At 73.6% G+C, this 12,754-nt stretch carries 14 protein-coding genes; all 14 read left to right on the forward strand.

The window, feature by feature from the left end; genetic code table 11:
- Window positions 1–70 precede the first annotated feature (70 nt).
- Entirely contained in the window at window positions 71–1,057 is a 987-nt protein-coding gene (locus tag AC07BF_RS19540) for an FKBP-type peptidyl-prolyl cis-trans isomerase (RefSeq protein WP_363583896.1), read from the forward strand.
- A gap of 246 nt (window positions 1,058–1,303) precedes the next feature.
- Window positions 1,304–2,614: an FKBP-type peptidyl-prolyl cis-trans isomerase gene (locus AC07BF_RS19545; protein ID WP_363583894.1), complete on the forward strand. Its 1,311-nt coding sequence runs from the start codon at window positions 1,304–1,306 to the stop codon at window positions 2,612–2,614.
- Between the two features lie 139 nt (window positions 2,615–2,753).
- On the forward strand, window positions 2,754–3,161 hold the full coding sequence (locus tag AC07BF_RS19550; RefSeq protein WP_400329704.1) for an FKBP-type peptidyl-prolyl cis-trans isomerase: 408 nt from the start codon (window positions 2,754–2,756) through the stop codon (window positions 3,159–3,161).
- 165 nt (window positions 3,162–3,326) lie between these two features.
- Window positions 3,327–4,319 carry a helix-turn-helix transcriptional regulator gene (locus AC07BF_RS19555; protein ID WP_363627443.1) on the forward strand — a complete coding sequence of 331 codons (993 nt, stop codon included), beginning with the start codon at window positions 3,327–3,329 and terminating at the stop codon, window positions 4,317–4,319.
- Window positions 4,320–4,345: 26 nt separating this feature from the next.
- Entirely contained in the window at window positions 4,346–5,293 is a 948-nt protein-coding gene (locus AC07BF_RS19560; protein ID WP_363618486.1) for a helix-turn-helix transcriptional regulator, read from the forward strand.
- A gap of 3 nt (window positions 5,294–5,296) precedes the next feature.
- Window positions 5,297–5,527: a hypothetical protein gene (locus AC07BF_RS19565; RefSeq protein ID WP_063346907.1), complete on the forward strand. Its 231-nt coding sequence runs from the start codon at window positions 5,297–5,299 to the stop codon at window positions 5,525–5,527.
- A gap of 54 nt (window positions 5,528–5,581) precedes the next feature.
- Window positions 5,582–5,758 (forward strand): hypothetical protein, encoded by a 177-nt coding sequence (locus AC07BF_RS19570; RefSeq protein WP_360230298.1) that lies wholly within the window; start codon window positions 5,582–5,584, stop codon window positions 5,756–5,758.
- A 270-nt stretch (window positions 5,759–6,028) separates the two neighbouring features.
- Window positions 6,029–6,346 (forward strand): Sec-independent protein translocase subunit TatA, encoded by a 318-nt coding sequence (gene tatA / locus AC07BF_RS19575; RefSeq protein ID WP_363583888.1) that lies wholly within the window; start codon window positions 6,029–6,031, stop codon window positions 6,344–6,346.
- A 76-nt stretch (window positions 6,347–6,422) separates the two neighbouring features.
- Window positions 6,423–7,364: a twin-arginine translocase subunit TatC gene (gene tatC / locus AC07BF_RS19580; protein WP_363618122.1), complete on the forward strand. Its 942-nt coding sequence runs from the start codon at window positions 6,423–6,425 to the stop codon at window positions 7,362–7,364.
- 163 nt (window positions 7,365–7,527) lie between these two features.
- On the forward strand, window positions 7,528–8,697 hold the full coding sequence (locus tag AC07BF_RS19585) for an NAD(P)/FAD-dependent oxidoreductase (RefSeq protein ID WP_478333660.1): 1,170 nt from the start codon (window positions 7,528–7,530) through the stop codon (window positions 8,695–8,697).
- 132 nt (window positions 8,698–8,829) lie between these two features.
- Window positions 8,830–9,144 carry a (2Fe-2S)-binding protein gene (locus tag AC07BF_RS19590; RefSeq protein WP_363583882.1) on the forward strand — a complete coding sequence of 105 codons (315 nt, stop codon included), beginning with the start codon at window positions 8,830–8,832 and terminating at the stop codon, window positions 9,142–9,144.
- A complete protein-coding gene (locus AC07BF_RS19595; protein WP_478333661.1) occupies window positions 9,125–10,588 on the forward strand; it encodes an FAD/NAD(P)-dependent oxidoreductase in 1,464 nt (487 codons plus the stop codon). The genes AC07BF_RS19590 and AC07BF_RS19595 overlap by 20 nt, the downstream gene beginning before the upstream one ends.
- A gap of 129 nt (window positions 10,589–10,717) precedes the next feature.
- Window positions 10,718–11,581: a dihydrodipicolinate synthase family protein gene (locus AC07BF_RS19600; protein ID WP_363627538.1), complete on the forward strand. Its 864-nt coding sequence runs from the start codon at window positions 10,718–10,720 to the stop codon at window positions 11,579–11,581.
- A 115-nt stretch (window positions 11,582–11,696) separates the two neighbouring features.
- Window positions 11,697–12,701: a proline racemase family protein gene (locus AC07BF_RS19605; RefSeq protein ID WP_363627445.1), complete on the forward strand. Its 1,005-nt coding sequence runs from the start codon at window positions 11,697–11,699 to the stop codon at window positions 12,699–12,701.
- Window positions 12,702–12,754 lie beyond the last annotated feature (53 nt).

Here is a 12,754-nt window from a genome sequence, read left to right on the forward strand (position 1 = left end):
GGACGCCGTCCGGGCATACGCTGTCCGTCGAAGTCAGGAGAGCCGACCTCGATCGACAGTTAGGACCACCGTGCGCCGCACCGCCGGTTTGCTACTCACCCTGCCCCTGCTGCTGGCGGTCGCCTGCAGCAGTTCGCCCAAGGCGGCCGGCCCGGCGACTCCGTCCGCGGCGAGCGCGCCTCCGACGGTGCCCGCACCGGTCGGCGAGGCGTCGCCGATGCCCACGCTCTCGGAGGGCGGTTTCGGCAGCAAGGCCACCATCACCCTCCCGGAGGGCCAGCCCGGCGGCCAGTTCGTGGTGAACACCGTCAGCGAGGGCGAGCGGTCGACGGTCAACAAGGGCGACTGGGTGACGGTCAACTACACGGCGAAGGACTGGACCACCGGCAAGGACCTGCCCAGCTCGTACGACCCGAGCGGGAAGCCGCAGCTCTACCAGGCCGGCAGCGGACAGCTCGTGCCGGCGCTGGACCAGAGCGTGATCGGCAAGAAGGTCGGCAGCCGGCTGCTGGTGGTCGCCCCGCCGGCGGCGGCCTTCGGCGAGCAGGGCAGCACCCAGCTCGGCGTCAACAAGGGCGACACGGTGGTGTTCGTCCTGGACATCATGGAGAGCCTGCCGCAGGACTCCACGCTGACCGGCGCCATGACCCCGCCGCCGGCGACGATGCCGCAGGTCAAGGACAACGGCAAGGCCCCGGTGACGATCACCGTGCCGACCGGGCAGGCCGCGCCCACCGACCTGGAGCAGGCGGTGCTGATCAAGGGCGAGGGCAAGCAGGTCAAGAGCGGGCAGACCCTGGTGGTGCAGTACACCGGGGTGCTCTGGAACAACGGCCAGCAGTTCGACTCCTCCTGGACGCACGGGGGCGCGCAGGCGGTGCAGATCGGCACCGGCAGCGTGATCGAGGGCTGGGACAAGGCGCTGGTCGGCCAGACCGTCGGCAGCCGGATCCTGCTCGTGGTGCCGCCCGGGCTCGGCTACAAGGACCAGGCGCAGGGCTCGGTGCCGCCCAACTCGACGCTGGTCTTCGTGATCGACGTTCTGGAAGCGGTTTAGGGAAGCGGCTCAGGGAAGCGGTTTAGGGCGGACACGCTCTAGGAAGTCCCCCCTGGGATTCCGTACGCTTGGGCGGACGCTCGTACAACGAAGCGTCCGCCCTCATCCTGAGCTGTCATACTGCCCTCGCACTGTGGCAGGCGCCGCCCGGCGTCGAGGTCCGGGGCGGACGGTGCGACGGCAGACCGGCAGTCAGCACGCCGGTCGCAGACCTGGAAGACCTCGTGGCGAGATGGATGGGGAGTCATGACTGAGAAGACGCCGAGCCCGGGCGGGGCCGGCACCGCGGCGAACGACAGCTCTGCGGGTGACCCGGCCGCCTCGCGTCCCGGCGGCCCGCTCCCGGGGGACGGCGAGTCGATCGTCGTCCCGCCGTCGATCCTGAAGCAGCAGGCCGGCTGGGCGCAGCCCGGCGAGCAGCCGCGCGCCTCGGGCGGGACCAAGACGGACGACACCCCGCAGATCTTCGCCTCCACCGTGCGTCGGGGCGACACCTCGGAGGCCGGGTACGACGAGAACCCGCCCGGGGTGGGCCGGCTGGGCGTGATCCTCGGCACGGTGCTGGCCGTGCTGCTGGCCGGCAGTGCCGTGACGCTGTACCTGGTGAACAAGGACGGCAAGTCGGACACCGCCGCCAAGCCGGACGCCGCCAAGAGCGCGCCGCCCACGCCGACCGCCGACCCGGTGCCGCCGATCAAGGACAGCGCCAAGGTGCTGCCCACCGTCACCGGTGACTTCGGCAAGAAGGCCGAGATCCAGGTGCCGGGCGAGGCCTCCGACGGCTCCTTCGTGGTGAAGGTGCTGACCGAGGGCACCGGCCCCAAGGTGGACAAGAACTCCTGGACCTCGGTGGACTACACCGCCAAGGACTGGACCACCGGCAAGGACATCCCGAGCTCGTACGACAACAACGGCAAGCCGCAGATCTTCCAGGCCGGCACCGACGCGCTGATCCCGGCGCTGGACCAGGCCGTGGTCGGGAAGAAGGCCGGCAGCCGGGTCCTCGTGGTGGCCCCGCCGGCCGCCGCGTTCGGCTCCCAGGGCAAGGCCGACATGTCGATCGGGGCGAAGGACGACCTGATCTTCGTGATCGACATCCGCAACGCCAACGCGCCCGACGCCGTGGTGAGCGGCACCGTCACGCCGCCGCCCGCGGACTTCCCGCAGGTCAAGGACAACGGCAAGAAGCCGGCCGAGATCACCCCGGTGGCCGGCGCGAAGGACCCGACCGAGCTGAAGTCGCACGTCCTGATCAAGGGCACCGGGCCGGCGGTGGAGAAGGGCGAGAAGGTCGTCGTCCAGTACACCGGCGCGCTGTTCAAGGACGGCAAGATGTTCGACTCCTCGCTCAGCAAGGGCCAGGCGTTCTCCTTCCCGGTCGGCGGTGGCCAGGTCATCCAGGGCTGGGACCAGGGGCTGGTGGGCCAGACCGTCGGCAGCCGGGTGGAGCTGGTGATCCCGGCCGCGCTGGCCTACGGCGACAAGGGCCAGGGCGACATCCCGCCGGGCGCGCCGCTGGTCTTCGTGGTGGACATTCTGGACGCCGGTCAGGGCTGATCCACTTTCGGGTGACAATGGTGTGCGTGTGACCTTCAGGTCCGGCCGCGTGGCCGGACCACCCCGGGCGGTGGGCGCCCGTACCGTGGTCCGGGAACGGACCGGGGGTGCGGGCGCCCGCCGCTTGGTCGTGACTGCAATGCGAAACGTGAGAAGAGGGACTGTGAGCGTCAACCTCAACGAGAAGCCCGAGATCGACTTCCCGATCGGCGACGCCCCGGCGGACCTGCAGATCCGCGACATCGTCGTCGGTGACGGCGAGGAGGCCAAGCCGGGCCACAACGTCAAGGTCCGCTACGTCGGCGTGACCTTCGAGACCGGCGAGGAGTTCGATGCGAGCTGGAACCGGACCCCGAACGAGTTCCGCTTCCCGCTGGGCGGCGGCCGCGTCATCAAGGGCTGGGACCAGGGCGTCGTCGGCATGAAGGTCGGCGGTCGCCGCGAGCTGACCATCCCGTCGCACCTGGCGTACGGCAACCAGTCGCCGACCCCGCTGATCCCGGCGGGCTCGACCCTGATCTTCGTGGTCGACCTGCTGGGCGTCTGAGCCTGCCGCGGCCGTGGGCCGGACCCCTCCGGGGGCCCGGCCCACGGGCGTTTCGGGAGGCCGCTTTTGCCGTGCGTACCGCTACCGGTACGGTCGGTCCCGCCGGGTGGTGATCGCCCGGTTGGCGCACCCCGCGCACGGCGCGGCACACCGGAAGGGTCAGCGATGGCGATCGCCAAGGCAGAGCGGCTGATGAATCTCGCCCTGTGCCTGATGAACACCAGACGTCCGCTCTCCAAGAAGGAGCTGCGGGAATCCATCGAGGCGTACCGCGAGGCCTGGCAGAACAGCAGCGAGGACGCCTTCAACCGGATGTTCGAGCGGGACAAGGACGACCTGCGCGAACTCGGCCTGGTGATCGACGTCGACGAGAGCGCCCTGGACGGCGAGCTCGGCTACCTGGCCCGCGCCGACCGCAACCGGCTGCCCGAGATCGCGCTGGACGCCGAGGAGGCGGCCGCGCTGACCCTGGCCGCCCGGGTCTGGCAGCAGGCCAAGATGTCCGGCGCGGCCAGCGGCGCGCTGCAGAAGCTGCGCGCCGCCGGGGTGCCGTTCGCCGAGCCCGAGGGCCGGACCGCCCTGGAGCCGCGCATCCCCGCCCGGGAGGCCGCGTTCGAGCCGCTGCTCACCGCCGCCCGGGACCGCCGTCCGGTCGGCTTCGAGTACCGCAAGGCCGGCGCCGCCGCCGGCGAGCTGCGCACCGTCGAGCCGTGGGCGCTGGAGTGCTGGCGCGGGCACTGGTACCTGGCCGGGTGGGACCGCGACCGCGGCGACGCCCGGGTGTTCCGGCTCGGCCGGATCACCGGCAAGGTCCGGGCCAGGACCGGCGCCTTCCTCGGCACCGTGCCCGAGCACGTCGACGTCCGCGCGACCGTCGCCAAGTTCGCGGGCGAGGGCGCCACCGCCACCGCCACCGTCCGGGTCCGCCGGGGAGCGGGCTTCCCGCTGCGCACCAAGGCGCTGAGCAGCGCGCGGGTGGACGACGGCTGGGACGAGCTGGAGATCCCGTACGGCAACGGGCTGGGCGCCGACCTCGCCGAGTTCGGGCCGGACGTGCTGGTGCTCGGGCCCGAGGAGCTGCGGGCCGACGTGATCGACCGGCTGCGGGCCGTGGCCGGGCTGGACGTGGTGAACGGAAGCGGAGGGGTTCAGGCGTGAGCAACGCGATCGACCAGACGCGGCGGATGCTGTCGCTGGTCACCTACCTGCGCGAGCGCCCCGGCGCCGAGGTGGCCGAGGTGGCCCGCGCGTTCGGGATCTCCGAGCGCGAGCTGATCGGGGACCTCAACGTGCTGCCGATGTGCGGCACCAGCTTCCGCGGCGGCGACCTGCTCGACATCGACACCGACGGCGAGCGGATCTGGTGGCACAACGTCGACGACGTGGCCCAGCCGCTGCGCCTCGCCGCCGACGAGGCCACCGCGCTGCTGGTCGCCGCCCGTGCGGTGGCCGGGCTGCCCGGCCTGCGGGCCGGCGACCGGGAGGCGCTCACCCGGGCCGTCGTCAAGATCGAGAACGCGGCGGGCGAGAGCGCCGCCGGCAGCGCCCGGGTCGGCGTGACCTTCGAGGCGGAGGGCCACGTGTTCGCCGACATCGACCGCGCGCTCAGCGAGGGGCGCCGCCTGTGGCTGCGCTACTACTCGCACGGGCGCGGCGGGATGACCGAGCGCGAGGTCGACCCGATCCGGCTGCTCACCGAGGGCCACACCTACCTCGAGGCCTGGTGCCGCACCTCCGAGGACCACCGGATGTTCCGGTTGGACCGGGTCGCCGAGATCCGGGTGCTGGACGTCCCCGCCGACCCGCCGCGGCGCGAGCCGCGCGACCTGAGCGGCGGGCTGGTCAACCCGTCCGCGGACGACCCCGAGGTGGTCGTCGAGGTCACCTCCGGCGGGCGCTGGGTGGCCGAGTACTACACCCACGACCGGGCCGAGGAACTGCCCGACGGCGGGCTGCGGATCACCCTGCGCAGCGCCGATCCCTCCCAGCTGCGCCCGCTGGCGCTGCGGCTGGGCCGGGACGGCCGGATCGTCTCGCCGCCCGGGCTGGCCGGGCAGGCCCGCGCGGCCGCCCTGGAGGCGCTGGCCGCTTACGGGGAGCAGACCGTCGCCGACGGGGAGGGGCGGGTCTGATCGGTGGAGCCCGGGACCAGATTCAAGGTGTACTGCTCCGAGTGCCGGGAGAAGGTCGAGCTCCCGGCGGAGGAGTTCCGGCTGACCCTCGGTCGCACCCCGGCCCAGGCGCACTACAGCTTCGGCTGCCCGCTCTGCGGGGCGGCGGTGCGCAAGCCGGCCGGGGAGAAGATCGTCGCGGCGCTCGTCGGGGCCGGGGTGCGCACCATGCGGCTCGTCCCGGCCGAGGGGTAGCGGGCGCTCTCCTCCGGACCAGGCCGGGGGGCCGGGCCCGATAGGGTGGGGCGCATGTCCTGGATGCTCGTCGCCGCCGTCCTGCTCGCCACCGCGGGCCTGCTGGTCCTCGGGGTGCTCGCGATCCGGCTCTGGCTGGACGTGCGGGCGCTGGCCAAGGGCGTGGACGCGGCCTCGCGGGCGCTGGCCGAGGCGGCGGGGGAGCTGGCGGAGGCCGTACCGGCTCGGTAGGGCCGTCCGTGGCGCCCTTCCGGTGGCGCCCGCCGGGCAGGCTGTCCGGTAGCGCCCGTTCGGTAGCACAGGAGGGCCGTCGGTGGTACGGGGGCTGCTGCGGGGAGGCGGGGGCGGGTTACGCTCTCAGATGGCTCCTGCAGATGGCTCCTGAACTGCGAACCGGGGCCGCTGTCCTGTTCGGGCGGCCGTCGTCGTGGCGTCATCCGCAGCGGTTACCATCCGCGGCGGGGGGCCCGACGGGTCGCCATGAGTGAAGGTGGTCGCGCAATGCGCATCTCGATGACCGCGATCGTGGTGGTCGTGATTTTCGCCGTCCTGCTGTTCGGCGCCAAGCGGCTGCCCGACCTGGCTCGCTCGCTCGGGCAGTCGATGCGGATCCTGAAGAGCGAGGCCAAGGCCATGCGCTCGGACGGCGCCGAGGAGGACGCCGCCGCGACGCCGCCTCCGGCGCCCCGGGTCGACGGCGGTTCGGCGACGACCGCGGCCAGGACCATCCAGGCCGCTCCGGGCGCCTCGGGCACCGCCCGCCCGGTGGCCGAGCCCGCCGCCGGGCCGTCCGCGGCCGACGGCGACCGCCCGCACTGAGTGCGGCGCACGTGACGAACGCGACCACGGAGGCCCGTCGACCGGCGGGCCTCGACGCACGAGTTGAGGACCGGGGTTGAGCAAGCTCTCCAAGGCGTCGAAGGCGTCCAAGGATCCTGAGGGGCGGATGGCCCTCACCGACCACCTGCGGGAACTGCGCAACCGCGTGGTCAAGTCGGTCCTGGCGATCGTGCTGATCACCATCGTGGCGGCGATCTACCACAGGCAGATCGAGAACTTCCTGCTGGAGCCGCTGCCGCGCTGCACCGTGGAGACTGCCGACCACTTCAAGGGCAAGTGCGCCCAGGTCTCCAACATCGGTCTGACCGCCGGTTTCACCTGGATGCTCAAGGTGTCACTGACGGCCGGTGTGGTCGCGACCGTGCCGGTCTGGCTCTACCAGGTCTGGGCCTTCGTGGCACCCGGTCTGCACCGGCACGAGAAGAAGTACGCCGTCATCTTCATGCTGTGCGGGGCGCCGCTCTTCCTGGCCGGCGTGGGCTGCGCCATCCTGGTGCTGCCGACCACCGTCGACGTGCTGATCTCGTTCACCCCGGACAAGACCACGCCGATCCTGCCGCCCGAGGACTACCTCGACATCGCCACCCGGATGGTGCTGGTCTTCGGCCTGGCCTTCGAGTTCCCGCTGCTGCTGGTGATGATGAACATGGTCGGCATGGTCACCGGCAAGCGGCTGCTCGGCTGGTGGCGCGGCATGGTCATGGGCATCACGGTCTTCGCCGCCTTCGCCACCCCGAGCGCCGATCCGGTGAGCATGCTCACGCTGGCCGCGCCGATCTGGGCGCTGTACTTCCTCGCGGTGGGCATCGCGATCTTCAACGACAGGCGCAAGGAGCGCCGCGACCCCGATGCCGGACTGAGCGACGAGGAGGCCTCGGAGCTGGACCTCTCGGTGCAGCCGGTGGCCGGTACGGAGATGGTCCAGGCCTCGGCCGCGCCGACGGCGGGCGCCCCGGTGCCGGCGGCCCGTCACGAGCAGATCGACGACATCACCTGAGCCGGTAGCGCACCCTGAGGCCCCGGCCCGCCGCCCGACGCGGTGGGCCGGGGCCTTTGCGCTGCTCCGGCCCGGTGAGCCCGGGCTTTTGTGCTGCTCCGGCCCGGTGCGGGATTCGGCGGGTGGTCTTGGCAGGGTGGATGGCATGTGACATATTACTGACGTGCTCAAGACCCAGAGACCTCCCCTGGATGTCGTCGTGGTCGGCGCCGGCGTGGTCGGCGCCGCCTGCGCCTACTACGCGGCCCGCGCCGGGCTCACCGTCGCCGTCGTCGACCGCGGGCCGGTGGCCGGCGGCACCACCGGCGCCGGCGAGGGCAACCTGCTGGTCTCCGACAAGGAGCCCGGGCCCGAACTCGACCTCGCCCTGCTCAGCACCCGGCTCTGGCACGACCTCGCCGAACACCTCGGCGCGGCCGTGGAGTACGAGCCCAAGGGCGGCGTGGTGATCGCCTCCACCCCGGCCGGGCAGGACGCCCTGCGGGCCTTCGCCGTCGGCCAGGCCGCCGCCGGCGTCACCGCCGAGGAGATCCCCGCCGAGCGGCTGCACGAGCTGGAGCCGCACCTCGCCCCCGGCCTCGCCGGCGGCTTCCACTACCCGCAGGACGCCCAGGTCCAGCCCGCCCTCGCCGCCGCCCACCTGCTGCGCGAGGCCCGCCGGATGGGCGCCGAGCTGATCACCGGCGAGACCGTGACCGCCGTGCACCGGGGGCCGGACGGCGCCGTGCGCGGCGTGCGGACCGACCGCCGCAGACTCGACGCCCCCGCCGTCGTCAACGCGACCGGCACCTGGGGCGGCGAACTGGCCGGGTTGGCCGGGGTGCACCTGCCGGTGATGCCCCGCCGCGGCTTCGTCCTGGTCACCGAGCCGCTGCCGCGGATCGTCCGGCACAAGGTCTATGCCGCCGACTACGTCGCCGACGTCGCCAGCGGCTCGGCCGGGCTCCAGACCTCCGCCGTGGTCGAGGGCACCCCCGGCGGGCCGGTGCTCATCGGCGCCAGCCGCGAACGGGTCGGCTTCGACCGCACCCTCTCCCAGGAGGTGCTGCGGCGGCTCGCCGCCCAGGCCGCGGCGCTCTTCCCGGTGCTCGCGGACGTCACCGTGATGCGCACCTACCGGGGCTTCCGTCCGTACCTGCCGGACCACCTGCCCGCCATCGGCGAGGACCCCAGGGTGCCCGGGCTCTACCATGCCTGCGGGCACGAGGGCGCCGGCATCGGGTTGGCTCCGGCGACCGGCCTGCTGATCAGCGAGCAACTGACCGGCAAGCAGCCGGAACTGGACCTCGCGCCGTTCCGCCCGGACCGCTTCCCGTCGGACGCCGGGGACTGAGCCCGGGCTCCTCGACCACCGCTGTCCGCCTGCCGACCATGCTCGTTCGTCGACCGCCCCCGCCGTGTCGACCGCCCCTGTCGTGTAGACCGCCCTCGTCCGTCGACCAACCCCGGAACGGAGAAGCCGCCGATGCGCCGCACCCCCGCCGACCTGGTCCGGGCCGAACCCGGCCCCGCCCACCACATCGAGTTCGACGGCCGACCCGTCCCGGCCCTGCCCGGACAGTCGATCGCCGCCGCGCTCTGGGCCGACGGCGTGCTCGCCTGGCGCACCACCCGGGTCGGCGGCCGGCCGCGGGGGGTGTTCTGCGGCATCGGCGCCTGCTTCGACTGCCTGGCCACCGTCGACGGCCGCCCCAACCAGCGCACCTGCCTGCTCCCCGCCGAACCCGGCACCACCGTCACCACCCAGGAGGGCCACGGCCGTGCCGACCTCGCCGTCTGACCGGGCCGCCGCCGAAGCGGCCCGACGCCCCGACCTCGCGGTGATCGGCGCCGGCCCGGCCGGGCTCGCGGCCGCCGTGACCGCCGCCGACCTCGGGCTGCGCTGCGTCCTGCTGGACGCCGGCCACAGCACCGGCGGGCAGTACTACCGGCACCCCGCCCCCGGCCTCGGCGCCGCCCGCCCGGACCGGCTCCACCACGGCTGGTCCGTCTACACCGGACTGGCCGACCGGCTCGCCGCGCACGAGCGGGCCGGGCGGGTCCGCTTCCTCGGCGGCCACCAGGTGTGGGCGCTGGAGCGGACCGGCGACGGCTTCGCCGTACACGTCACGCGCGGCCCGGAGGCCACCGACCGGGCCACCGTCCCGGCCGCGTCCGTGCTGCTCGCCACCGGTGCGTACGAGCGCCAGCTGCCGTTCCCCGGCTGGACCCTGCCCGGGGTGGTCACCGCGGGCGGCGCGCAGGCGATGCTCAAGGCCGGGCTGGTGCTGCCCGGGAGGCGGATCGTGGTGGCCGGCAGCGGGCCGCTGCTGCTCGCGGCGGCGTCCTCGCTGGTCACCGCCGGGGCCGAGGTGCCCGCGGTCGTCGAGGCCACCGACTACCTCGGCTACGCCCGGCGCCCCGGCGCCCTGGCGGCCGTCCCCGCCAAGCTCGTCGAGGGCGCCGGGCACGGGAGCACGCTGCTGCGGCACGGCGTACGGCTGCGCCCGCGCAGTGCCGTCGTCGAGGCGCACGGGACCGAGCGGGTCACCGCCGTCACGGTGGCCCGGCTGGACACCGACTGGCGGCCGGTGCCCGGCACCGAACGCCGGATCGCCTGCGACGCCGTCGCCGTGGGCCACGGGCTGCTCCCGCAGATCGACCTGGCCACCGAACTGGGCGCGGCCACCAGGACCGCCCCGGACGGCGCCGTCGGGCTCCGGGTCGACGCCCGGCTGCGCACCACCGTGCCCGGCCTCTGGTCGGCGGGGGAGACCAACGGCGTCGGCGGCGCGGACCTCGCGATCGTGGAGGGCGAACTGGCCGCGCACGCCGTGGCCGACCGGGCGCCGAAGCCCGCACTGTTGCGCAGCCGGGCCCGGCTGCGGAACTTCGCCGACCTGATGGCCGCGGCCCACCGGCCCGGCCCCGGCTGGACCGGCTGGCTGCGCCCGGACACCGACGTCTGCCGGTGCGAGGAGGTGCCGGTCTCGGCGATCCGGGAGGCCGTGGACGAGCTGGGCGCGGGCGATCCGCGCACCGTCAAGCTGCTCACCCGGGCCGGGATGGGCTGGTGCCAGGGCCGGATGTGCGGTCCGGCCGTGGCCTGCCTGGCCGGCTCGGGTGAGCCGGGGCCGGACCGGCGGCCGCTGGCCTGCCCGGTGCCGCTGTCGCAGCTGGCGGCCGGGTCGTCCGGGTCGTCCGGGTCGTCCGGGTCGTCCGGCGAGGACGCCGACATGGTCTGAGGTCCGTCGAACATGCGGGCCGGGGACTCTTGTCTCCGGCCCATCTCTTCTAATAAAATGTCACACCTCACCAAGGAGCTCATCGTGTCCAACACCCCACACGACACCGCCCGGCCCTGGCGCGGCATCATGGTCGCCACCACGATCCCGCTGCGCCCGGATCTCTCCGTCGACTACGACGCGTACGCCGAGCACGTCCGCTGGCTGATCGAGTCCGGCTGTGACGGCGTCGTCCCCAACGGCTCGCTGGGCGAGTACCAGACGCTCACCGCCGAGGAGCGCGCCCGCGTCGTCGAGGTGGCCGTCGAGGCGGCCGGCGACGGCTCCCGGGTGATGCCCGGCGTGGCCGCCTACGGCAGCGCCGAGTCCCGCCGCTGGGCCGAGCAGGCCGCCGAGGCCGGCGCCGGCTCCGTGCTCCTGCTGCCGCCGAACGCCTTCCGGGCCGACCACGCGTCCGTCCGGGCGCACTACGCCGACGTGGCCAAGGCCGGACTGCCCGTCGTCGCGTACAACAACCCGATCGACACCAAGGTCGACCTCGTCCCCGCGCTGCTCGCCCAACTGCACGGCGAGGGCTCGATCGTCGCGGTCAAGGAGTTCAGCGGCGACGTCCGCCGGGCCTACGAGATCGCCGAACTGGCCCCCGGGCTGGACCTGCTGATCGGCGCCGACGACGTGCTGCTGGAACTGGCGCTGGCCGGCGCGGTCGGCTGGATCGCCGGCTACCCGAACGCCCTGCCGGAGGCCAGCGTCGCGCTGTACCGGGCCGCCGTGGCGCAGGAGCTGGACACCGCGCTGCCGCTGTACAAGTCGCTGCACTCGCTGCTGCGCTGGGACTCCAAGACCGAGTTCGTCCAGGCCATCAAGCTGTCCATGGACATCGCCGGGCGCGCCGGCGGCCCGGTCCGCCCGCCGCGCCAGCCGCTGACCCCGGACATCGAGGCGGCCGTCCGAGCGGCCACCGAGAAGGCGCTGGCCGAGGGCCTGGCGTAACCGGGAGACTTCGTCACCAGGCCGGCTGAGGGGGCAGCCGGCCCGGCCCCACCCATCCGATCCCGCGTACGGTCAGCACCTCCGTACGCCCACTCCGACGGGAGTCGTCAGAGCCATGCGCAGCCGTCACGTGTTCCACGCCGTCGACTCGCACACCGAGGGCATGCCGACCCGGGTCATCACCGGCGGCTTCGGCGTCATTCCCGGCGCCACCATGGCCGAGCGCCGGGTGCACTTCCAGCAGCACCTGGACCACTTCCGCACCCTGCTGATGTACGAGCCGCGCGGCCACGCCGCGATGAGCGGCGCCATCCTCCAGCCGCCGACCCGGCCGGACGCCGACTTCGGCGTGCTCTACATCGAGGTCTCCGGCCTGCTGCCGATGTGCGGGCACGGCACCATCGGCGTCGCCACCGTGCTGGTCGAGACCGGCATGGTGCCGGTGGTCGAGCCGGTCACCACGGTGCGGCTGGACACGCCCGCCGGGCTGGTGATCGCCGAGGTGCGGGTCGAGGACGGCGCCGCCACCGCGGTGACCATCCGCAACGTGCCGTCCTACTCGGCCGCGCTGGACGCCAAGATCGAGGTGCCCGGGTACGGCACGATCGGCTACGACCTGGCGTACGGCGGCAACTTCTACGCCGTCCTGCCGCTCGCCGAGTTCGGGCTGCCCTTCGAGCGCGAGCGCAAGCAGGACATCCTGGAGGCCGGACTGGCCCTGATGGCCGCCATCAACGCGAGCCCCGACCGCCCGGTGCACCCGGAGGACCCGTCCATCCACGGCTGCCACCACGTCCAGCTGCTCGCCCCCGGCTCCACCGCCGAGCACTCCCGGCACGCGATGGCCATCCACCCCGGGTGGTTCGACCGCTCGCCCTGCGGCACCGGCACCTCGGCCCGGATGGCGCAGCTGCACGCGCGCGGCGAACTGCCGCTGGGGCGCGACTTCCGCAACGACTCCTTCATCGGGACGACCTTCATCGGGCGCCTGGTCGAGGAGACCGAGGTGGCCGGTCTGGCCGCCGTGGTGCCCACCGTCACCGGGCGGGCCTGGGTCACCGGCACCGCCCAGTACTTCCTCGACCCGCGCGACCCGTTCCCGGCCGGGTTCCTGTTGTAGAGCTGTTTGAAAGAGGAGCCGGCCTCTGGGGGAGGGGCCCGCTCCGACGTCCG

This window comes from Kitasatospora sp. NPDC043950 (assembly GCF_056435345.1).